This window comes from Pseudomonas sp. GW821-FHT09C10 (assembly GCF_059418085.1).
In genome coordinates this window covers 458060-479573 of record NZ_JBWKPE010000002.1, presented here as the reverse complement: position 1 = coordinate 479573, position 21514 = coordinate 458060, and the positions used below count along the sequence as shown (strand labels likewise).

At 61.2% G+C, this 21514-nt stretch carries 20 protein-coding genes; 11 read left to right on the top strand and 9 right to left on the bottom strand.

The window, feature by feature from the left end:
- Window positions 1-18 precede the first annotated feature (18 nt).
- Entirely contained in the window at window positions 19-1608 is a 1590-nt protein-coding gene (locus AC07OT_RS05960) for a glucan 1,4-alpha-maltotetraohydrolase domain-containing protein (RefSeq protein WP_495107680.1), read from the bottom strand.
- 278 nt (window positions 1609-1886) lie between these two features.
- On the opposite strand from AC07OT_RS05960, the gene AC07OT_RS05955 reads away from it, so the two are divergent.
- Entirely contained in the window at window positions 1887-2636 is a 750-nt protein-coding gene (locus tag AC07OT_RS05955; RefSeq protein ID WP_053131606.1) for a FadR/GntR family transcriptional regulator, read from the top strand.
- 1 nt (window position 2637) lies between these two features.
- Here the strand turns inward: AC07OT_RS05955 and AC07OT_RS05950 are convergent, their stop codons facing one another.
- Both AC07OT_RS05950 and AC07OT_RS05945 read right to left on the bottom strand, forming a co-directional pair.
- On the bottom strand, window positions 2638-3012 hold the full coding sequence (locus tag AC07OT_RS05950; protein ID WP_141156747.1) for a hypothetical protein: 375 nt from the start codon (window positions 3010-3012) through the stop codon (window positions 2638-2640).
- A gap of 134 nt (window positions 3013-3146) precedes the next feature.
- The gene (locus AC07OT_RS05945) at window positions 3147-4301 is read right to left on the bottom strand and encodes a phospholipase (RefSeq protein ID WP_495107679.1); all 1155 of its coding nucleotides are present in this window, start codon (window positions 4299-4301) and stop codon (window positions 3147-3149) included.
- Between the two features lie 242 nt (window positions 4302-4543).
- On the opposite strand from AC07OT_RS05945, the gene kdgD reads away from it, so the two are divergent.
- The 5 genes from kdgD (at window position 4544) to AC07OT_RS05920 (ending at window position 11087) form a co-directional block, all read left to right on the top strand.
- Entirely contained in the window at window positions 4544-5455 is a 912-nt protein-coding gene (kdgD, locus tag AC07OT_RS05940; protein WP_027604837.1) for a 5-dehydro-4-deoxyglucarate dehydratase, read from the top strand.
- Between the two features lie 54 nt (window positions 5456-5509).
- Complete coding sequence (locus AC07OT_RS05935) at window positions 5510-6955, top strand: aldehyde dehydrogenase family protein (RefSeq protein WP_495107678.1); 1446 nt, start codon at window positions 5510-5512, stop codon at window positions 6953-6955.
- 97 nt (window positions 6956-7052) lie between these two features.
- Window positions 7053-8417, top strand: a complete 1365-nt coding sequence (locus AC07OT_RS05930) for an MFS transporter (protein ID WP_027604835.1) — start codon at window positions 7053-7055, stop codon at window positions 8415-8417.
- A gap of 11 nt (window positions 8418-8428) precedes the next feature.
- Window positions 8429-9982, top strand: coding sequence for a galactarate dehydratase (gene garD / locus AC07OT_RS05925; RefSeq protein ID WP_495107763.1), 1554 nt, complete (start codon window positions 8429-8431; stop codon window positions 9980-9982).
- A 163-nt stretch (window positions 9983-10145) separates the two neighbouring features.
- Complete coding sequence (locus AC07OT_RS05920; protein ID WP_027604833.1) at window positions 10146-11087, top strand: AEC family transporter; 942 nt, start codon at window positions 10146-10148, stop codon at window positions 11085-11087.
- Here the strand turns inward: AC07OT_RS05920 and AC07OT_RS05915 are convergent.
- The 6 genes from AC07OT_RS05915 to gatC all read right to left on the bottom strand — a co-directional run bounded on the left by AC07OT_RS05915 (window position 11084) and on the right by gatC (window position 16309).
- Window positions 11084-11464: a carboxymuconolactone decarboxylase family protein gene (locus tag AC07OT_RS05915; protein ID WP_027604832.1), complete on the bottom strand. Its 381-nt coding sequence runs from the start codon at window positions 11462-11464 to the stop codon at window positions 11084-11086. The genes AC07OT_RS05920 and AC07OT_RS05915 overlap by 4 nt on opposite strands.
- Window positions 11461-12507: a calcium/sodium antiporter gene (locus AC07OT_RS05910; RefSeq protein ID WP_495107762.1), complete on the bottom strand. Its 1047-nt coding sequence runs from the start codon at window positions 12505-12507 to the stop codon at window positions 11461-11463. The genes AC07OT_RS05915 and AC07OT_RS05910 overlap by 4 nt, the downstream gene beginning before the upstream one ends.
- Before the next feature lie 58 nt (window positions 12508-12565).
- The gene (locus AC07OT_RS05905) at window positions 12566-12937 is read right to left on the bottom strand and encodes a septal ring lytic transglycosylase RlpA family protein (protein WP_027604830.1); all 372 of its coding nucleotides are present in this window, start codon (window positions 12935-12937) and stop codon (window positions 12566-12568) included.
- Between the two features lie 160 nt (window positions 12938-13097).
- Window positions 13098-14543 carry an Asp-tRNA(Asn)/Glu-tRNA(Gln) amidotransferase subunit GatB gene (gene gatB, locus AC07OT_RS05900; protein WP_495107677.1) on the bottom strand — a complete coding sequence of 482 codons (1446 nt, stop codon included), beginning with the start codon at window positions 14541-14543 and terminating at the stop codon, window positions 13098-13100.
- A 10-nt stretch (window positions 14544-14553) separates the two neighbouring features.
- Window positions 14554-16005: an Asp-tRNA(Asn)/Glu-tRNA(Gln) amidotransferase subunit GatA gene (gene gatA, locus AC07OT_RS05895; protein ID WP_495107676.1), complete on the bottom strand. Its 1452-nt coding sequence runs from the start codon at window positions 16003-16005 to the stop codon at window positions 14554-14556.
- Window positions 16006-16021: 16 nt separating this feature from the next.
- Window positions 16022-16309, bottom strand: a complete 288-nt coding sequence (gene gatC, locus AC07OT_RS05890) for an Asp-tRNA(Asn)/Glu-tRNA(Gln) amidotransferase subunit GatC (protein WP_003171764.1) — start codon at window positions 16307-16309, stop codon at window positions 16022-16024.
- 210 nt (window positions 16310-16519) lie between these two features.
- Between gatC and mreB the strand changes: the two genes are divergently transcribed.
- The 5 genes from mreB to rng all read left to right on the top strand — a co-directional run bounded on the left by mreB (window position 16520) and on the right by rng (window position 21481).
- Window positions 16520-17557 carry a rod shape-determining protein MreB gene (mreB, locus tag AC07OT_RS05885; protein WP_002555108.1) on the top strand — a complete coding sequence of 346 codons (1038 nt, stop codon included), beginning with the start codon at window positions 16520-16522 and terminating at the stop codon, window positions 17555-17557.
- A 138-nt stretch (window positions 17558-17695) separates the two neighbouring features.
- Entirely contained in the window at window positions 17696-18817 is a 1122-nt protein-coding gene (gene mreC / locus AC07OT_RS05880; protein ID WP_495107761.1) for a rod shape-determining protein MreC, read from the top strand.
- Complete coding sequence (mreD, locus tag AC07OT_RS05875; protein ID WP_027604826.1) at window positions 18817-19305, top strand: rod shape-determining protein MreD; 489 nt, start codon at window positions 18817-18819, stop codon at window positions 19303-19305. Before mreC ends, mreD begins: the two co-directional genes overlap by 1 nt.
- A 51-nt stretch (window positions 19306-19356) precedes the next feature.
- Window positions 19357-19953 carry a Maf family protein gene (locus AC07OT_RS05870; protein WP_065938523.1) on the top strand — a complete coding sequence of 199 codons (597 nt, stop codon included), beginning with the start codon at window positions 19357-19359 and terminating at the stop codon, window positions 19951-19953.
- Window positions 19954-20023: 70 nt separating this feature from the next.
- Window positions 20024-21481, top strand: a complete 1458-nt coding sequence (gene rng, locus AC07OT_RS05865; RefSeq protein WP_010213134.1) for a ribonuclease G — start codon at window positions 20024-20026, stop codon at window positions 21479-21481.
- The last annotated feature ends 33 nt before the right edge of the window (window positions 21482-21514 follow it).

The window sequence follows — 21514 nt, the reverse complement described above, 5'->3', positions numbered from 1 at the left end:
TGCCGGGGCATTTTTTTGTCAAAAACTCCCCGCTGTTTCGCTGGCGGCCCCCGTGGTGAACTGATTGTCGACGCCGCCTTGCCAGTAGACCTCGTTGACATTGCTCAGGCTGCGGATCAGGCATTTCCATTTGATCTGTTGCTGCGTCGGCCACACGACAGTGCCGCTCCAGCGATTGGATGCGCCGGATTGCAGTGCGATAGCGTGGGCCGGGTCCCAGGCGCCGAGTTCGATAGGCGACCCCACTGCGTAGACTGCCTGGCCGAGCTCCGGCCTGGCGTTGTCGCAGTGCAAGGTGGTCGTGGTGTCGGAAGGTGCCGGGGCGGCCTGCCACGAGCGGATGCGCTGCCCGTCCGCAAACAGGGCCGGGCTGAAGCCGTCAGGCACCTTGGAAAGGTCGGAATCCAAGGCGATCAGCAGGCGCTTGCGGCTGCCTTGGAGGGTGGCCACCAATCCGGAATAGTGGGTCTGGAAACTGATGGGTGAATCGGCCCTGATGCCGGCGTCCTTGCGCAGGCTGATCAGCTCGCGGATCAGGTCGCCCCGGCCCCAGTCGTACATGTCGGGCCAATACACAGTCGGCGTACCCGGGCTCAGGAGGATATAGGCATAGGCGATATTGCGTTGCGGGTCGGCAAGGGGCCAATGGTGCTGGCCGCCGTATTGCCCTGGCGAATAACCGGTGTCGTGGTTGTCGACAAAGGTCACCGCGACCTGCCGCCATGTCGGTTCGGGATTGCCATTCAAGCCATGACGCCACTCGGCCAAGCTGCCATTTTGCATGCGCTCCTTGAGGGCGAAATCGAACACGCTGCAGTGGGACCGATCCGACCAGTCTTTCAACGCATCCTGCCAACTGGCCTGGCTACGCCAGTCGTTCGCCGGATATTCGCCGGGGGCTTTCCACAGCTCGCCGACGCAGAACGCTTGGTCACCAAAGTTTTTCATCCACACATCGACCCGCCCCGGCGCGTAGCCGCGCACAAAATCGAAGCGCAAGCCTTTGGCGCTGTAGTTGTCCCGCAGGTTCCTGAATTCCTGCATGAAGCGCTGCGAGACTTCCGAGTTGCTTGTGTTGAGGTCGGCCGAGCCGCTCATGAACGCGTCGCCCTCATCACAGACCACGGGTGCTGTGCAGTCATCGCGCCACAGCTTGAGCCCCCTGGGAAAGCGTATCTGTTTACTTGGCAGCTTGTCGTTCATATGGTTAGGCACCACGTCGTATATCGCTTGCACGCCGGCACCTGCCAGGGCGGCGACCGCCTGTTTGAGCTGGCTGTCACTGCCGTATTGGCTGTTCTTGTCGAAGTCGCTCCAGAAGTAACCTTCACCGCCGCCGGACGTTCCCGACGCCGCGTCGCTCCAACTGGATTGATCGGTCCAGGCGGGCGGCAGCCAGATTTTGGTGAAGCCGTCCTGGCCGATAGTGGGGGCCATTTGTGCCAGCACCTCATACCATTTCTGCGGGGCATTGCGGCTGGAGTTCCAATGGAAACCCTGCAGCAGGATGTCTTCGCCACCGCCATTGCGCACACTCGGCGGTGCAGCGTGGACGGCGCATGCCAGCAGCCAGACAATCGTTGTGCAATACCAGCCTGTGCGTTTCATCACCCGTCACCTGTTTGCTGGAACAGGCTTTACTCTGCTACAGGGATGGAAAACCGTCTGCTGTCATAATTGCCAGGTGGGCGAGAACGTTTGGCACTAAGACCCAGGCGTGAAGTAGCCACGCGTTATGTTCGAATTTGACCCCCCTTTTCACGGGAGCCCTATACGGCGGGAGCTGAAAGCTGCCCGCTTGTACATGAAAGTGCGGTACAAACGGTGATCGTACAACCGCCATGGGCTATGATGCTGTTTTAGTCCACCGAGATAGATGATTCCACATGGAAAACGCCAGCACCGCCCCTCGTCTTCCCCGCAAGCGCCGCAGCCTTGCCCAGGAATTGGTCACGGTGCTGTCCGAGCAGATCCGTGATGGTCAACTCAAACGTGGCGACAAGCTGCCCACCGAATCGGCGATCATGGACGCCCATGGCGTCAGCCGCACCGTGGTCCGCGAGGCCATCTCCCGCTTGCAGGCGGCGGGGCAGGTGGAAACCCGTCATGGTATCGGCACCTTTGTGCTCGACACGCCGAGCCCGAGCGGCTTTCGCATCGATCCGGCTACGGTAGTCACTTTGCGTGACGTGCTGGCGATTCTCGAACTGCGTATCAGCCTGGAAGTGGAATCTGCCGGGCTGGCCGCACTGCGCCGTAGCGATGAACAGCTGGCCGCCATGCGCGCGGCCCTCGATGCCCTGAATGAAAGCGCGGCGCACGCCGGTGATGCGGTGGCCTCGGACTTCGCATTCCACCTGGAAATTGCGTTGTCCACCGGCAACCGCTACTTCACCGACATCATGACCCACCTGGGCACCAGCATCATCCCGCGTACGCGCCTGAACTCGGCACGCCTGGCCCATGATGACCACCAGCACTACATGGGGCGCCTGAGCCGCGAACACGAAGAGATTTATGAGGCGATTGCCCGCCAGGATTCGGATGCGGCGAGGGCGGCGATGCGCTTGCACCTGACCAATAGCCGCGAGCGGCTGCGCCATGCCCATGAAGAGGCGGAGGCGCAGCGCGGTTGAGCTATTTGCTGATGGTCAGCGAAATTGGCTCAGAGCTGACCGACATGCTGGATTCACCGATGGTTTGATAGCGTAGCAATGTGGTTTGGTTCGTGAATCGCTCTAAGGCTTCTTTTGGAATCTCGACTTTCAGATTCGCAGATTGTTGATATTGCCCCGTGCTCGCCTGCCATCTGCCTGCATTGACTTTGGCTCCCCTCCAGGCAGGCTCTTCCGGATCTGCACCCAGAATCGCGTATACAGTGCCCTCCGGAAAGAGCTTGGCATCGTTTGGAATACTGGCTACGAGAGGCCCTGTGAATTTGGAAAGGCTAACCTCCGCTTGGTAAAAAGGCTCTGTAACAGGAATGTTTAGGCCGGGGACTGGATTTTCCATGATGAAACCTCCGTGGCTGCCACACAGTAGCGTATCAATTCAGGAGCCGTGTTTCTGGCTCCTGAGCAAACTTATCCACCGCTACGGCATTGTCCGAAACTGTTAGAAATCACAGTCGCGACAAACGGCGTTGATCAAGCTGGCGTATTCGGCTTGTAGTCCTTAAGCAACAAATACGTACTCCACCCCCACCAATCATTGGTCCAGTGCTTGTCGTTGAGGTCATTGACCTCCTTGCGACGCAGCACTTTGTCTCCCTCCATCTTGAACAGCGGCGAAAAGTTATTCGCCGGGTTCTGCGCGGCATTCAGATCCGGCACATACAGCGGTGCCTTGAAGTTGGCCGGGGAGGGCGCAACGCCACCGATGAAGGTTTCGAAGATCTCATCAGCGGATGCCTGAACGGCGCGTTTGACCTGTGCCCGATTGGCTGCGTCGATACTGTCGAAATAGCGTTTGTCGCCATAGGCATGCCACTCATCCCCCAGTGCATTGCGCACCTTGAGCCCGAACTTGCTGTCTTCATCGTGCATGAAGCGGCTGATCAGCGAGCCCAGTTCGCCCGGAGTGACGACCGCTGCCAGCTGTTTGCGCGGCACGCGCAGGTGGCCGGCAGAAAACAGATCGGTCAAGAAGTGATCGGCAAAGCCGTTCATGGCGTAGGCCAACTCCAATGCCTGGTCGGTACCGGTCTGGTGGGCCACCACGGCCTGTTGCAAGGCGGCTGCATGCCCCGCCAGGTAGGCCGCCAGCGCCCATTCGCCGAAGTGGTCGGCGTTGTCCGCCGCCAGTTTCAGGTAACGCCCCAGTGGGATCAGTGCCGACACCGCGCTGCCGCCACCGGTGATGCGGTTCCATTCCTCGGACAACGTATCACCCAGGGCATCATAGGCTTCATGGGCTTGCTTGCCGTCCTTGATCGCCTGGTTGACCGCGTTGATCTCTTTTTGCATCACCGCCAGGATCTTCGGCGCTTCGTCCCGCGAGGCCGGCAGCACGGCCAGTGAGTTGAACGCGGCGCTGAAACGTTGCATACGATCGGCAGGTGAGGTGCCTTCGTTGATGGGCTGGCCGGGGATGCCATAAAAATCACCGCCCAGGGCGATCACTTGGCCGTAGGTGAGTGCCAGCCCGTTGGGCAGGTGCAGTTCGACTTGCCGCGCGGGGATTGCCGGGGCGTCCTTGCTGAAGCGCAACAGCGTATCGTCACCGATGGCGGTGTGTTCACCGCCTTCGAAGCGCAGGGTAGGCGGTTTTTTTGCGGGTGCTGCGAGTTCAGGACCTGACATGTTAGCTCCTTGCTATGTCGTAGGAATCTTCCTTGAGTGCTGTATATATATACAGTTATGCAGAGAATAGAGGAATAATTTCCTACGTCAAGAGCACCGCTGCCCAAGCCTTTCAACGCCCTCAAGTGCACAACGCCGATGAATTGCAGTTGACGAAATTATTTATGGTTGTACGATGACGTACGACATCAACAAAACCAACAACCTTTCAATAGAAAGTCTTCGCCCAGGGTGTTCGAATAATGAATCCACAAGAACTGAAGTCCATCCTCTCCCACGGTCTGCTGTCTTTCCCGGTGACCGATTTCAATGCCCAGGGTGACTTTCACCAGGCGGGCTACATCAAGCGCCTGGAATGGCTGGCCCCTTACGGCGCCACTGCTTTGTTCGCAGCGGGCGGCACCGGTGAGTTTTTCTCCCTCGCCGCCAGCGAATATTCCCAAGTGATCAAGACCGCCGTGGATACCTGCGCTACCAGCGTGCCGATCCTCGCCGGTGTCGGTGGTTCGACCCGCCAGGCCATCGAGTACGCGCAAGAAGCCGAGCGCCTGGGCGCCAAAGGCCTGTTGCTGCTGCCGCACTACCTCACCGAAGCCAGCCAGGACGGGGTTGCCGCCCACGTTGAAGCGGTGTGCAAATCGGTCAAGATCGGCGTAGTGGTCTACAACCGCAACGTGTGCCGCCTGACCGCTCCGCTGCTGGAACGCCTGGCCGAGCGCTGCCCGAACCTGATCGGCTACAAGGATGGCCTGGGTGACATCGAGTTGATGGTGTCGATCCGCCGCCGTCTGGGCGATCGTTTCAGCTACCTCGGCGGCCTGCCGACCGCAGAGGTCTACGCCGCTGCCTACAAGGCCCTGGGCGTACCGGTGTACTCCTCGGCGGTGTTCAACTTCATCCCGAAGACCGCGATGGATTTCTACCACGCCATTGCCAAGGACGATCACGCCACCGTCGCCAAGATCATCGACGACTTCTTCCTGCCGTACCTGGACATCCGTAACCGCAAGGCCGGTTATGCCGTGAGCATCGTCAAGGCGGGTGCAAAAATCGTCGGCTATGACGCAGGCCCTGTGCGCACGCCGCTGACCGATCTGCTGCCGGAAGAATACGAAGCCCTGGCCGCGCTGATCGACAAGCAAGGTCCGCAATAAATTATCCACAAGGCCGCTGAGCAATCAGCGGCCTTTTGCGTCAGGAGAAGATTCGTGTCCCAAGTAAAGCGTTTTGAGAACTACATCAACGGTGAATGGGTTGCCGGCGCCGACTACTGCGTCAACCTCAACCCGTCGGAGTTGTCCGATGTCATTGGTGAATACGCCAAGGCTGACGTCACCCAGGTCAACGCCGCCATCGACGCCGCCCGCGCCGCATTCCCGGCCTGGTCCACTTCCGGGATCCAGGCTCGCCACGATGCCCTGGATAAAGTCGGCAGTGAAATCCTCGCCCGTCGCGAAGAACTTGGCACCCTGTTGGCCCGTGAAGAAGGCAAGACCCTGCCGGAAGCCATCGGCGAAGTGACCCGCGCCGGTAACATCTTCAAGTTCTTCGCCGGTGAATGCCTGCGGTTGTCCGGCGACTACGTGCCGTCGGTACGCCCGGGCGTCAACGTGGAAGTCACCCGCGAAGCCCTGGGTGTGGTCGGCCTGATCACCCCGTGGAACTTCCCGATCGCCATTCCCGCCTGGAAAATCGCCCCGGCCCTGGCCTACGGCAACTGCGTGGTGATCAAGCCGGCTGAACTGGTACCGGGCTGCGCCTGGGCCCTGGCGGAGATCATCTCCCGCGCCGGTTTCCCTGCCGGTGTGTTCAACCTGGTAATGGGCAGCGGCCGAGTGGTGGGCGACGTGCTGGTCAACAGCCCGAAAGTCGACGGCATCAGCTTCACCGGTTCCGTCGGTGTGGGTCGCCAGATCGCTGTCAGCTGCGTATCGCGCCAAGCCAAAGTGCAGTTGGAAATGGGCGGTAAGAACCCGCAGATCATTCTCGACGACGCCGACCTCAAGCAGGCCGTCGAGTTGTCGGTACAGAGCGCGTTCTACTCCACCGGCCAGCGTTGCACGGCGTCCAGCCGCCTGATCGTCACCGCCGGTATCCACGACCAGTTCGTCGCGGCCATGGCTGAGCGCATGAAGTCGATCAAGGTCGGCCACGCGCTCAAAAGCGGCACCGACATCGGCCCGGTGGTTTCCCAGGCCCAACTGGACCAGGACATGAAGTACATCGACATTGGCCAAAGCGAAGGTGCGCGGCTGGTGAGCGGTGGCGGCCTGGTCACCTGCGACACCGAAGGCTACTACCTGGCGCCGACGCTGTTTGCCGACAGCGAAGCCGCCATGCGTATCAGCCGTGAAGAGATCTTCGGCCCGGTCGCCAACGTCGTGCGCGTGGCGGACTACGAGGCGGCACTGGCCATGGCCAACGACACCGAGTTCGGTTTGTCGGCGGGCATTTCCACCACGTCGTTGAAGTACGCCAACCACTTCAAGCGCCACTCCCAGGCGGGGATGGTGATGGTCAACCTGCCGACCGCAGGTGTGGATTACCACGTTCCATTCGGTGGCCGTAAAGGCTCGTCCTATGGCTCGCGGGAGCAAGGTCGCTATGCGCAAGAGTTCTACACCGTGGTGAAAACCAGCTACATCGGTTCGTAATACGCAACACCCCGTGGGGCCGGATGCCTGCCGGTCCCCACGACAAAAACAGAAAACCATTACCCGCAAAAAAAATAATTAGTGGGAGTACTTCTACATGCAAGCGACCAAGCCGACCCATGTCCGCTATTTGATCCTGCTCATGCTGTTCCTGGTGACCACGATCAACTACGCCGACCGGGCCACCATCGCCATCGCGGGCTCCAGCCTGCAAAAAGACCTCGGCATCGACGCGGTCACCCTCGGTTATATCTTCTCCGCATTCGGTTGGGCCTACGTGGCCGGGCAAATCCCCGGTGGCTGGCTGCTGGACCGATTCGGCTCGAAAAAAGTCTATGCCCTGAGCATCTTCACCTGGTCACTGTTCACCGTGCTGCAAGGCTATGTCGGTGAGTTCGGTGTCTCCACCGCAGTGGTTGCGCTGTTCATGCTGCGCTTCATGGTGGGCCTGGCCGAGGCGCCGTCCTTCCCGGGCAACGCGCGCATTGTTGCCGCCTGGTTCCCGACCGCCGAGCGCGGTACGGCCTCGGCGATCTTCAACTCGGCGCAGTACTTCGCCACGGTGTTGTTCGCGCCGCTGATGGGCTGGATCGTCTACCGCTTCGGCTGGCAGCACGTGTTTATCGTGATGGGCGTGATCGGCATCGTGTTCTCGCTGATCTGGCTGAAAGTTATCCACAGCCCGCGCCAGCACCCGATGATCAACGAAGCCGAGCTCAATCACATCGCCGCCAATGGCGCGATGGTCGATATGGATCAGGACAAGGGCAAGGGTAAGAAAACCGACGGTCCGAAGTGGGATTACATCCGTCAGTTGCTGACCAACCGCATGATGCTTGGCGTGTACCTGGGCCAGTACTGCATCAACGGTATCACCTACTTCTTCCTGACCTGGTTCCCGGTGTACCTGGTGCAGGACCGCGGCATGACCATCCTCAAGGCCGGTTTCATCGCCTCGTTGCCGGCGATCTGCGGGTTTATCGGTGGCGTGCTGGGCGGGGTGATTTCCGACTACCTGCTGCGCAAAGGCCATTCGCTGACGTTCGCCCGCAAGGCGCCGATCATTGCCGGCCTGCTGGTCTCCAGCAGCATCATCGCGTGCAACTATGTTGACGTTGAATGGATGGTGGTGGGCTTCATGGCCTTGGCCTTCTTCGGCAAGGGCGTTGGCGCACTGGGCTGGGCGGTCGTGTCCGACACCTCGCCGAAACAAATCGCCGGTCTCAGTGGCGGCTTGTTCAACACCTTCGGTAACCTCGCGTCGATCACCACGCCGATTGTCATCGGCTACATCATCAGCACCACCGGCTCGTTCAAGTGGGCCCTGGTGTTTGTCGGCGCCAACGCGCTGGTGGCGGTGTTCAGCTATCTGGTCATCGTCGGCCCGATCAAGCGTGTAGTACTCAAAGAGCCGCCAAGCAAGGGGCCTGAGTTGACCAACCTAACCGAAGCGCATTCCTGAGAGGCCCCGTGATGCAGTTGATTGAACATGCCGACTCGCCGCGCTCCATCCGCCTGCACGAGCGCGACAACGTAGTGATCGTGGTCAACGACCAGGGCGTACCGGCCGGGACCGAGTTCCCGGACGGCCTGGTGACCGTGGATTTCATCCCCCAGAGCCACAAAGTGACTCTGAAAGACATCCCCGAAGGCGGTCAGATTATTCGCTACGGACAGACCATCGGTTACGCCCTGGCGCCGATTCCGCGCGGCAGTTGGGTCCAGGAAGATCAACTGCGCATGCCCACCGCGCCACCGCTGGACAGCTTGCCGCTGTCCACCGAGGTGCCTGCAACCCAGGCACCGTTGGAGGGGTTTACCTTCGAGGGCTATCGCAACGCCGACGGCACCGTGGGCACGCGCAATATCCTCGGCATCACCACCACGGTGCAGTGCGTGACGGGCGTGTTGGACCATGCGGTCAAGCGCATCAAGGACGAATTACTGCCCAAGTACCCCCACGTCGATGACGTGGTGGCGCTGACCCACAGCTACGGCTGCGGGGTGGCGATCACCGCGACGGATGCCTACATCCCGATCCGTACCGTGCGTAACCTGGCGCGCAACCCGAACCTGGGCGGCGAAGCCCTGGTGATCAGCCTGGGCTGCGAGAAATTGCAGGCCGGGCAGGTGATGCACGACAACGACAGCTCCGTCGACCTCAGCGAGCCGTGGCTGTATCGGTTGCAGGATTCCAGCCATGGCTTTACCGAAATGATCGAACAGATCATGGAACTGGCCGAAGTGCGCCTGAAAAAGCTCGACCAGCGTCGCCGGGAAACCGTGCCGGCGTCCGAACTGATCCTGGGCATGCAATGCGGCGGCAGTGATGCGTTTTCCGGTATCACCGCCAACCCGGCGCTGGGCTATGCCTCGGATTTGTTGCTGCGGGCGGGAGCGACGGTGATGTTTTCCGAAGTCACCGAAGTGCGTGATGCCATTTACCTGCTGACTTCGCGCGCAGAGACGAAGGAAGTTGCCGAAGAGTTGGTCAGGGAAATGGACTGGTACGACCGCTACCTGGCCAAGGGTGAAGCGGATCGCAGTGCCAACACCACGCCAGGCAACAAGAAGGGCGGGCTGTCGAACATTGTCGAGAAGTCCCTGGGCTCCATCGTCAAGTCCGGCAGCAGCGCGATCAACGGCGTGCTGGGCCCTGGCGAGCGCTTCAAGGGCAAGGGGTTGATCTTTTGCGCCACGCCGGCCAGTGACTTTGTCTGCGGCACCTTGCAACTGGCGGCGGGGATGAACCTGCATGTGTTCACCACCGGGCGTGGGACCCCTTACGGGCTGGCGATGGCGCCGGTGGTGAAGGTCTCGACGCGTACGGAGCTGGCGCAGCGCTGGCCGGACCTCATCGATATCGACGCCGGGCGCATTGCCACCGGGCGCGCGACCATCGAGGAGTTGGGCTGGGAGTTGTTCCACTTCTACCTGGACGTGGCCAGCGGTAAGAAGCAGACCTGGGCGGAGCATCACAAGCTGCATAACGACATCACCTTGTTCAACCCGGCGCCGATTACCTGAGACCGCGTCGCCTGCCATCGAGGGCAAGCCCCTCCCACAGTTTGAATTGTGAGTACTTTCAAGTGTGGGAGGGAGCTTGCCCCCGATAGCGGTCTCTCAGACGCCGTTGGGCTGTATGGCTTATCATTAGCCACCTGACGACGTTCACCAAGGTTCTCCCGGCATGCTGGCTATCTTCCTCACCACCCTCACCATCACTGCGCCGGTATTCGCCATGCTGTTCCTGGGTGTGCTGCTCAAGCGCATCAACTGGATCAACGACAACTTTATCCACACGGCTTCGTCCCTGGTGTTCAACGTCACCATGCCGGCGCTGCTGTTCCTCGGCATCCTCCACGCCGACCTGCACTCGGCGCTCAAGCCGGGGTTGCTGATCTATTTTGCCGTCGCCACGCTGCTGAGCTTTGCCCTGGCCTGGGGCTGGGCGATTTTTCGCTGCAAGCGTGAAGACCGAGGCATCTACACCCAGGGCGCGTTTCGCGGCAATAACGGAGTGATCGGCCTGGCCCTGGCGGCCAGCATGTACGGCGACTACGGCATTTCCCTCGGCGCGATCCTCGCGGCGCTGGTGATCCTGTTCTACAACACGCTGTCGACCATTGTGCTGGCGGTGTACAGCCCGGTGATCAAGTCCGACCCGTGGAGCATTTGCAAAAGTGTGGTGGCCAACCCGCTGATCATCAGCGTCATCGTGGCGGCGCCGTTCGCGTATTTTCAGATTGGCCTGCCGGGCTGGCTGGAAAAATCCATGCAGTACCTGGCGGACACCACCTTGCCGCTGGCATTGATCTGCATTGGCGGCACCTTGTCCCTGGCGGCGTTGCGCAAGAGCGGCAATATGGCGCTGAGCGCGAGCTTGATGAAGATGGTCTGGCTGCCGGTGGTCGCGACTCTGGGCGCGTGGCTGTTGGGCTTTCGCGGGCCGGAGTTGGGAATCCTGTTCCTGTACTTCGGTGCGCCGACCGCTGCGGCGAGCTTCGTGATGGCCAGGGCGGCCGAGGGCAATCATGAACTGGCGGCGGCGATTATCGTGATCACCACGCTGATGGCGGCGGTGACCACGAATATCGGGATTTTCGTGTTGCAGGCGGGTGGCTGGATCTAGCCTTCTTTCTGATAGGTGTCGATGACTTCCTGCGCCGCCCGAAACGCATCAATCGCCGCCGGTACGCCGGCATACACCGCGCAATGCAGCAGCGCTTCGCGAATTTCCTCCACAGTACAGCCGTTGTTCAACGCGCCACGCACGTGGCCCTTGAGCTCCTGGGGGCACTTGAGCGCGGTGAGGGCGGCCAGGGTGATCAGGCTGCGCGTCTTGAGCGGCAAGCCCTCGCGGCTCCAAACGCTGCCCCACGCATGTTCGTTGACGAAGTCCTGCAGCGGCTGGGTGAACTCGGTGGCGTTGCCCAGGGCGCGGTCGACGAACACATCGCCCATCACCTGGCGACGCATTTCAACCCCGGGCTTTTTCTGATCGGTCATTGCGATTCCCTCTTGTGTTGGCGGCGCCAGGCTCGCAGCGTGCTGAACAACAGGAAAGCCACCAGCGCTGGCAGGACGTAATAGAGCATCAGTTGTTCAAGCTTGTTGGCCAGGGGCATGCCGGTGGTGAACGACATTACGTGCAGCCCATACGCCAGGTACAGGCCCAGCAGCACCAGGCCTTCGGCGCGGGTGACGCGGTAGCCGGTATAAAACACCGGCAGGCACAGCACCACCACGCCGAGCATCACCGGCAGGTCGAAGTCCAGGGCGTTGGGCGACACCGACAGAGGCGAAGGCGCGAGCAGCGCGGTCAGCCCCAATACGCCCAGCAGGTTGAACAGGTTGCTGCCGATCACGTTGCCCACGGCAATTTCCCGCTGGCCGCGCAGGGCGGCAATCAGTGAGGTAGCCAGGCAGGGCAGCGACGTGCCGACGCCGATCAGCGTAAGGCCGATGATGCGCTCCGAGAGGCCCAGGTCCGCCGCCACATCCACCGCCGCGCCGAGCAGCAAATGCCCGGCCAGCACCAGGATCAACAGCCCGCCCAGCATCTGCAGCACACTGCTCAGCCAGGGCGCCCGGGCGACGGTATCCAGGGTGCGCGGGCGGCGCGAATGGCGGGTCTGGTAATGCAGCACGCCGAGGTAGGCCAGCAGGGCAATCAGCAGCAGCAGGCCATCGACCGGCGTCAGTTCTTCATTGGCCGCCAGGGTGAACACCAGCAGCCCGGCGAGGATCATCACCGGAATATCCACGCGCACCAGCTGCCGCGAGACGCGCAGGGGGATGATCAGCGCCGACAGGCCCAGGGTCACGAGGATGTTGAAGATGCTGCTGCCGATCACGCTGCCCACGGCAATGTCGGTATTGCCGGCCAGGGTGGCCTGCAGGCTGACGGTCATCTGCGGCGCGCTGCTGCCGAAGGCGACGATCGTAAGGCCGATGATCAGCGGCCGCACCTTGAGGCTGGCGGCCAGGCGCACGGCGGCACGCACCAGGATTTCGGCGCCGAGGATCAGCAGCACCAGGCCGCTGATCAGTTCGAGCAGGCTCCAGGGCGAGAGGGCGGTTAATCCGAAAATGGCCAGGGCTCCGTCTTCAATTGCTCAGGGCTTGCACGCGAACCCGCGCAGTGCCGCTGCTCAGCATGCCCAGTTGCTCGGCCGCCTTGCGTGACAGATCGATCAAGCGCCCACGGGTATGCGGGCCGCGATCGTTGATGCGGACCACGACGGATTTGTCGTTGTCGAGATTGGTGACCTTGACCTGGGTGCCGAAGGGCAGTCGCCGGTGGGCCGCGGTCAGGGCGTTCTGGTTGAAGGGTTCACCGCTGGCGGTTTTTTTGCCATGGTGCCTGGCGCCGTAATAAGAGGCGGTGCCGGTTTCGTCGTAGCCGTTGGGGTCGATGAGGCCGCTGGCGCAGCCGGCCAGCAGTGAAAATAGAGCCCATAGACCTAATAGACGCTTCATTATCAAGGTGCCCCCCATCACTAATGTGGGAGGGGGCTTGCCCCCGATAGCGGTGATTCAGTCAAAACAGCAGTGACTGACACTCTGCTATCGGGGGCAAGCCCCCTCCCACAGGAGGTCCGAGTCAGGCATGAAGTCTCGCCCGGACCATTCATCGCAATCAGCCTTCGAGCTTGCTTTTCAGCAGTTCGTTCACCTGTTGCGGGTTGGCCTTGCCTTTGGAGGCTTTCATCGCCTGGCCGACAAAGAAACCGAACATCTTGCCGCGCTTGGCTTCGTCTGCCGCACGGTACTGTTCGACCTGCTCGGCGTTGGCCGCCAGCATTTCATCCAGCACGGCCGAGATGGCGCCGCTGTCGGTGACTTGCTTGAGACCGCGTTTCTCGATGATCTCGTCGGCGCTGCCTTCACCGCTGGCCATGGCTTCGAACACGGTCTTGGCGATTTTGCCGGAGATGGTGTTGTCCTTGATGCGCAGCAGCATGCCGCCCAATTGCTCGGCCGACACCGGCGCTTCGTCGATCTCCAGGCCCTGTTTGTTCAACAGGCTGCCCAGCTCGACCATCACCCAGTTGGCCGCTAGCTTGGCGTCACCGGCAATGCTCACGACCTTTTCGAAGTAGTCGGCTTGCTCACGGCTCGAAGCCAGTACGCTGGCATCGTAGACCGACAGGCCGAACTGCGCCTGGAAACGCTCGCGTTTTTGCGGCGGCAATTCCGGCAGGGTGGCGCGGATCTCATTGAGGAACGAGTCCTCAAGCACCACCGGCAACAGGTCCGGATCGGGGAAGTAACGGTAGTCGTTGGCTTCCTCTTTGCTGCGCATGGCGCGGGTTTCATCTTTGTTCGGGTCGTACAGGCGCGTTTGCTGGATCACCTTGCCGCCGTCCTCGATCAATTCGATCTGGCGCCGCACTTCGGTGTTGATCGCCTTTTCGATGAAGCGGAACGAGTTGACGTTCTTGATCTCGCAGCGAGTGCCGTACTCGGCCTGGCCTTTTTGCCGCACCGACACGTTGCAGTCGCAACGCAGCGAGCCCTCGGCCATGTTGCCGTCACAGATGCCCAGGTAACGCACCAGCGCGTGGATGGTCTTGACATAGGCCACGGCTTCCTTGGCACTGCGCATGTCCGGCTCGGACACGATCTCCAGCAGCGGCGTGCCGGCACGGTTCAGGTCGATACCGGTGGCACCGTTGAACTCTTCGTGCAGGCTCTTGCCGGCGTCTTCTTCCAGGTGCGCACGGGTGACGCCGACACGCTTGATGGTGCCGTCTTCCAGCGGGATGTCCAGATAGCCCTTGCCGACGATCGGCAATTCCATCTGGCTGATCTGGTAACCCTTGGGCAGGTCCGGGTAGAAGTAGTTCTTGCGCGCGAACACGTTTTGCTGGCCGATCTCGGCGTCAATCGCCAGGCCGAACATCACCGCCATGCGCACGGCTTCCTGGTTCAGCACCGGCAGTACGCCGGGCATGCCCAGGTCTACCAGGCTGGCCTGGGTGTTGGGCTCGGAGCCGAACGTGGTGGCGCTACCGGAGAAAATCTTCGATTGGGTGGCGAGCTGGGTATGAATCTCCAGCCCGATCACAACTTCCCATTGCATAGTGTTCTCCTCAGAAGCCGGTAGGGGTGCGAGTGTGCCAGTCGGTGTTCAACTGGTACTGGTGCGCCACATTGAGCAGGCGGCCTTCCTGGAAATACGGGGCGAGCAATTGCACGCCCACCGGCAGGCCATCGACGAAACCGGCGGGCATGGACAAGCCCGGCAGGCCCGCGAGGTTGGCGGTGATGGTGTAGAGGTCTTCCAGGTACTCGGCAATCGGGTCACCGGTCTTGGCGCCGATCTTCCAGGCCGGGTTCGGCGTGGTTGGGCCGAGGATCACGTCGACTTCTTCAAAGGCAGCCATGAAGTCGTTCTTGATCAGGCGACGGATCTTTTGCGCCTTGAGGTAGTACGCGTCGTAATAGCCGGCGGACAGGGCGTAGGCACCGACCATGATCCGGCGTTGCACTTCGGCACCGAAGCCTTCGCCACGGGAGCGTTTGTACAGGTCGGTCAGGTCCTTCGGGTTCTCGCAGCGGTAGCCGAAGCGCACGCCGTCGAAACGCGACAGGTTGGAAGAGGCTTCCGCCGGCGCGATCACGTAGTAGGCAGGAATCGCATGCGGGTTGTTCGGCAGGCTGATTTCCTTGATCACCGCGCCGAGCTTTTCCAGCTCCTTGACGCTGTTGTGCACCAATTCGGCGATACGCGGGTCGAGACCGGCGCTGAAGTATTCCTTCGGCACGCCGATGCGCAGGCCCTTGAGCGAAGTATTGAGGCTGGCGCTGTAGTCCGGCACCGGTTCATCGATGCTGGTGGAGTCCTGGGCGTCGAAGCCTGCCATGCCTTGTAACAAAATCGCGCAGTCTTCGGCCGTGCGGGCCAGTGGGCCGCCCTGATCGAGGCTGGAGGCGTAGGCGATCATGCCCCAGCGGGAAACGCGACCGTAGGTCGGCTTCAGGCCGGTGAGGTTGGTGAAGGCCGCCGGCTGGCGGATCGATCCGCCGGTGTCGGTGGCCGTGGCCGCCGGCAGGAAGCGCGCGGCAACGGCCGCAGCCGAACCGCCGGACGAACCGCCGGGCACGTGTTCCAGGTTCCACGGGTTTTTCACCGCGCCGTAGTAGCTCGACTCGTTGGCCGACCCCATGGCGAATTCGTCCATGTTGGTCTTGCCCAGGGTCACGGCCCCGGCAGCGGCCAGCTTGGCGACCACGGTGGCGTCGTAGGGCGCCTTGAAGTTGTCGAGCATCTTCGAGCCGCAGCTGGTGCGAATGCCCTGGGTGCAGAACAGGTCCTTGTGCGCGATCGGTGCGCCCAGCAGGGCGCCGGTTTCACCGTTGGCGCGGCGTGCATCCGTGGCCTTGGCCTGGCTCAGGGCCAGCTCTTCGGTGAGGCTGATGAAGCTGTTGACCTTGGGGTCCAGCTCGGCGATGCGCGCCAGCAGGGTCTTGGTCAGCTCTTCGGAAGAAAACGTTTTGTCGGCGAGACCGCGGGCGATCTCGGCCAGAGTCATGTGATGCATGAAAGGCTCTTTCCCTTTAGTCGATGACTTTCGGAACCAGGTACAGGCCGTTTTCGACCGCTGGCGCGATGGACTGGTAGGCCTCGCGATTATTGCGCTCGGTCACGACGTCTGCGCGCAGGCGCTGGCTGGCTTCCAGCGGGTGAGCCAGGGGCTCGATGCCGTCGGTATTCACGGCCTGCATTTGGTCAACCAGCCCGAGAATGCTGTTCAGGGCTGCGGTGGTCTGTGGAAGATCGGCTTCATTCAGGCCAAGCGAGGCCAGATGAGCGATTTTTTCCACGTCGGAGCGTTCAAGCGCCATGGGAATCTCCAGTGGAAAACAGAACGGAGGCTGTCCGTGTGTTAGATTGTCGGAACACTACCGCATTTCTACGGTCTTACGGCCGCGATTGTGGGGGTTGGTGCACAGAAAGTCGGCCAATTTAGCACATTGGCGCCTTGCCCAAAATCCCTGTCGTTGTTAGAGTTTGCCGCACTTTTTTACCCACGCGTTGCCTAGGGTCCTTTCCCCATGTTCAAGAAACTGCGTGGCATGTTTTCCAGCGATCTTTCCATTGACCTGGGCACTGCCAACACCCTTATTTACGTGCGCGAGCGCGGTATCGTCCTGAATGAGCCATCGGTTGTGGCCATTCGGACCCATGGTAATCAGAAAAGTGTCGTTGCCGTCGGCACCGAGGCCAAGCGCATGCTCGGCCGAACACCAGGCAATATTGCTGCCATTCGTCCGATGAAAGACGGCGTGATCGCCGACTTCAGCGTCTGCGAAAAGATGCTGCAGTACTTCATCAACAAGGTTCACGAAAACAGCTTCCTGCAGCCCAGCCCTCGTGTGCTGATCTGTGTTCCGTGCAAATCCACCCAGGTGGAGCGTCGTGCCATCCGTGAATCGGCCCTTGGCGCCGGTGCCCGCGAAGTGTTCCTGATCGAAGAGCCGATGGCTGCTGCGATCGGTGCCGGCCTGCCGGTTGAAGAAGCGCGCGGTTCGATGGTGGTGGATATCGGTGGTGGTACCACTGAAATCGCCCTGATCTCCCTGAACGGTGTGGTGTATGCCGAATCCGTACGCGTAGGCGGCGACCGTTTCGACGAAGCGATCATCACTTACGTACGTCGCAACTACGGCAGCCTGATCGGCGAGTCCACCGCCGAGCGCATCAAGCAGGAAATCGGTACCGCTTACCCGGGCGGCGAAGTTCGCGAAGTCGATGTTCGCGGTCGCAACCTGGCCGAAGGCGTTCCACGTGCCTTCACCCTGAACTCCAATGAAGTGCTGGAAGCTCTGCAAGAGTCCCTGGCCACCATCGTTCAGGCTGTGAAGAGCGCCCTGGAGCAATCGCCGCCGGAGCTGGCTTCCGACATCGCCGAGCGAGGGCTGGTGCTGACCGGTGGTGGCGCCCTGTTGCGCGACCTCGACAAGCTGCTGGCCCAGGAAACCGGCCTGCCGGTGATCGTCGCCGAAGACCCGCTGACCTGCGTTGCCCGTGGCGGTGGTCGTGCACTGGAAATGATGGATAAACACACCATGGACCTGCTCTCCAGCGAATAAGACCGTTGGTTGCACCATGTTTCGCCCGCAGGCAGCACTTTGCAGTGCTGCCTGTTGGCGTTTATCTTCTTCAATCTGCATCCAGGCCGGTTAGATGCCGTATGAATAAAGAGAACATTTGCCTGGGAGGAGCGGCCTATTAAACCGCTTTTCGCCAAAGGCCCCTCATTGGGCGTGCGCTTATTGGTGCTGGTCGTGCTTTCGGTCGCATTGATGGTGGTCGATGCCCGCTTTGCGCTGCTCAAGCCGGTGCGTAGCCAAATGTCGCTGGTGTTGATGCAGACCTACTGGATCACCGACCTGCCGCAACGTCTCTACCAGGGCGTGGCCAGCCAATTTGGCAGCCGCACCGAGCTGGTTGCCGAGAACGAAAAGCTCAAGACCGAAAACCTGCTGTTGCAGGGGCGCATGCAAAAACTGGCGGCCCTCACCGAGCAGAACGTTCGGCTGCGCGAGTTGCTCAACTCTTCCGCGTTGGTCAACGAAAAGGTCGAAGTGGCCGAGTTGATCGGCATGGACCCCAACCCCTTTACCCATCGCATCATCATCAACAAGGGTGAGCGCGACGGCGTGGTGCTTGGTCAGCCGGTACTCGATGCCCGTGGCCTGATGGGCCAGGTAGTCGAGTTGATGCCCTACACCTCGCGGGTCCTGCTGCTGACGGACACCACCCACAGCATTCCGGTGCAGGTCAACCGTAACGGCTTGCGCGCGATTGCCAGCGGTACCGGTAACCCCGAGCGCCTGGAGTTGCGTCACGTCGCGGATACGGCCGACATCAAGGAAGGCGATCTGCTGGTCAGCTCCGGCCTGGGCCAGCGGTTCCCGGCAGGCTATCCGGTGGCAACGGTCAAGGAAGTGATCCACGATTCCGGCCAGCCCTTCGCCATTGTGCGTGCCGTGCCCACTGCCGCCCTGAACCGCAGCCGCTACCTGTTGCTGGTGTTCAGCGACAACCGTACCCCGGAAGAACGCGCCAACGACGCCGCCCAGGCCCAGGAAGCGGAAGACAAGAAGAACGGCACTGCGCCGATCATTCCCGCGACCGTGCCCAAGCCCGCGTCGGCTGCCCCCGTTGTACCGGCGGCAACGCCCGCAGTTGCTGCGCCTGTGGCCACGCCGGTCAAGCCAGCGGCCCATAGCGCGCGCGCGGTGAAACCGACTGCAGCGAAACCGCCGGCCACCACGCCTGCCCCCACGACGCCCGCTGCGAAGCCTCCAGTCGCAGCCCCGGCCACCACACGGCAGAGGGAGGAATAATGGCCGGTACTCATTCGAGCAATGGCTGGATCGTCTGGCTGACATTCGCCATCGGCTTGCTGCTCAGCGTTTCGCCGCTGCCGCAGTTCATGGAGATCCTGCGTCCGCTGTGGCTGGCATTGCTGCTGGCATTCTGGTCGCTGAACCTGCCGCATAAAGTGGGCATGGTCACGGCCATGTTCCTGGGCTTGGCGGAAGATGTGCTGTATGGCACCTTGCTAGGCCAGAACGCGTTGATCCTGACCCTGATCACCTTCTTGGTGCTGTCGTTGCAGCAGCGCCTGCGCATGTTCCCGATGTGGCAGCAATGCCTGGTGATCCTGGTGATCTTCGGCCTGGCGCAGTTGGTACAGTTGTGGCTCAGTGCCCTGACCGGCAACCGCCAGCCAACCCTGGCGCTGGTGTTGCCGGCCCTGGTCAGTGCGCTGCTGTGGCCGTGGATCAGCTTCGGCCTGCGTGGGTTACGTCGTCGCTATAAAATCAATTGAATGGATTGCGAGGCTCTGCCTGGTTATCGAACCCCACAGGGAGAGTCTGCAATGAATTCGCTATATCTGGCCTCGGGCTCCCCGAGGCGGCGTGAACTGCTGACCCAGATCGGTGTGCCTTTCACCGTGGTCAGCGCCGCCATTGATGAAACCCCTCTTACAAACGAAACCCCTGTTTCCTACGTCGAGCGTCTCGCTCGCGGTAAGGCCGCAGCGGGTTTTGCTGCGCTCGGGCAAACCTCGGCCGCCTGCGTCCTGGGCGCCGATACCGCAGTGATCGTGGACGGCAAGATCCTCGGCAAGCCCGTAGACCAAGCCGATGCGTTGGCGATGTTGATGGCACTGGCGGGGCGTGAACATGAAGTTCTGACTGCGATTGCCCTGACTGACGGCCAGCGCTGTGAAACCCAATGTGTAAGCAGTCGTGTACTTTTTCGTGGGATTTCTGTCGAGGAGGCTACAAGCTACTGGCACAGCGGCGAACCCCAGGACAAGGCGGGCGGCTATGCTATCCAAGGGCTTGGCTCGGTGTTTGTGGCCGGGCTCAATGGCAGTTATTCCGCCGTGGTAGGCCTGCCGGTGTGCGAAACCGCGCAACTGCTTGCCCAATTCGGCATACCCTGTTGGCAAAACCTTACCGCGCGCTGAGCACGTGACTCCAGCGCCCAGCCTTAAGCGACCGGTCACTATTGTGAAAACGCCTGAACGAGACCCAGCCATGAGTGAAGAGATTCTGATCAATATCACGCCGATGGAATCGCGCGTGGCGGTGGTAGAGAACGGTGTTCTGCAAGAAGTGCATGTCGAGCGCACCCAGAAACGCGGGATCGTCGGCAATATCTACAAGGGCAAGGTGGTGCGGGTGTTGCCGGGGATGCAGGCGGCATTTGTCGATATCGGCCTGGACCGTGCGGCATTTATCCACGCCTCGGAGATCTCCCTGCGCGAAGGGCCTGCGGTGGAAAGCATCAGCGCCTTGGTGCACGAAGGGCAGAGCCTGGTGGTGCAAGTCACCAAGGACCCCATCGGCTCCAAGGGCGCGCGGCTGACGACTCAGCTGTCGATTCCGTCGCGCTACCTGGTTTACATGCCGCGCACTGCCCATGTCGGCATTTCCCTGAAAATTGAAGACGAAGCCGAGCGCGAGCGCCTGAAAAAGGTGGTCAGCGACTGCGTGGCCGCCGAAGGTATCAAGGAGGCGGGCGGTTTTATCCTGCGCACCGCCGCCGAGGGCGCCGGTGCTGACGAAATCCTCATGGACATTCGCTACCTGCGGCGTCTGTGGGACCAGATCGGCGCACAGATCAAGACCATCGGCGCGCCGAGTGTGATCTACGAAGACCTGGGCCTGGCCCTGCGCACATTGCGCGACCTGGTCAGCCCCAAGATCGAGAAAATTCGCATCGACTCGCGGGAAACCTTCCAGCGCACCACGCAATTTGTTGCCGAGCTGATGCCGGAAATTGCCGATCGCCTGGAGCATTACCCTGGCGAACGGCCGATCTTCGACCTGTATGGCGTCGAGGACGAAATCCAGAAAGCCCTGGAGCGCAAGGTGCCGCTCAAGTCCGGTGGCTACCTGGTGGTGGACCCGGCGGAAGCGATGACCACCATCGACGTCAACACCGGCGCGTTCGTAGGCCATCGCAACCTTGAAGAGACCATCTTCAAGACCAATCTCGAAGCGGCCACGGCGATTGCTCGTCAACTGCGCCTGCGTAACCTGGGCGGCATCATCATCATCGACTTCATCGACATGGAAGATGAAGAGCACCAGCGCCAGGTGCTGCGCACGCTCGAAAAACAGCTGGAGCGCGATCACGCCAAGACCAATATCATCGGCATCACCGAGCTGGGCCTGGTGCAGATGACCCGCAAGCGCACCCGCGAGAGCCTGGAGCAGGTGCTGTGCGAGCCCTGCAGCAGTTGCCAGGGCCGCGGTAAGTTGAAGACTCCGGAAACGGTTTGCTACGAGATTTTCCGGGAAATCCTCCGAGAGGCACGGGCCTACCAGGCCGAAGGTTATAGAGTGCTCGCCAACCAGAAAGTGGTCGACCGCCTGCTGGATGAAGAATCCGGTAACGTGGCTGAATTGGAGGGGTTTATCGGGCGTACGATTCGCTTCCAGGTCGAAACCATGTATTCCCAGGAACAATATGACGTGGTGCTGCTCTGATCCCCATTCGCTTTCTTTTTACGCGACTCGCAG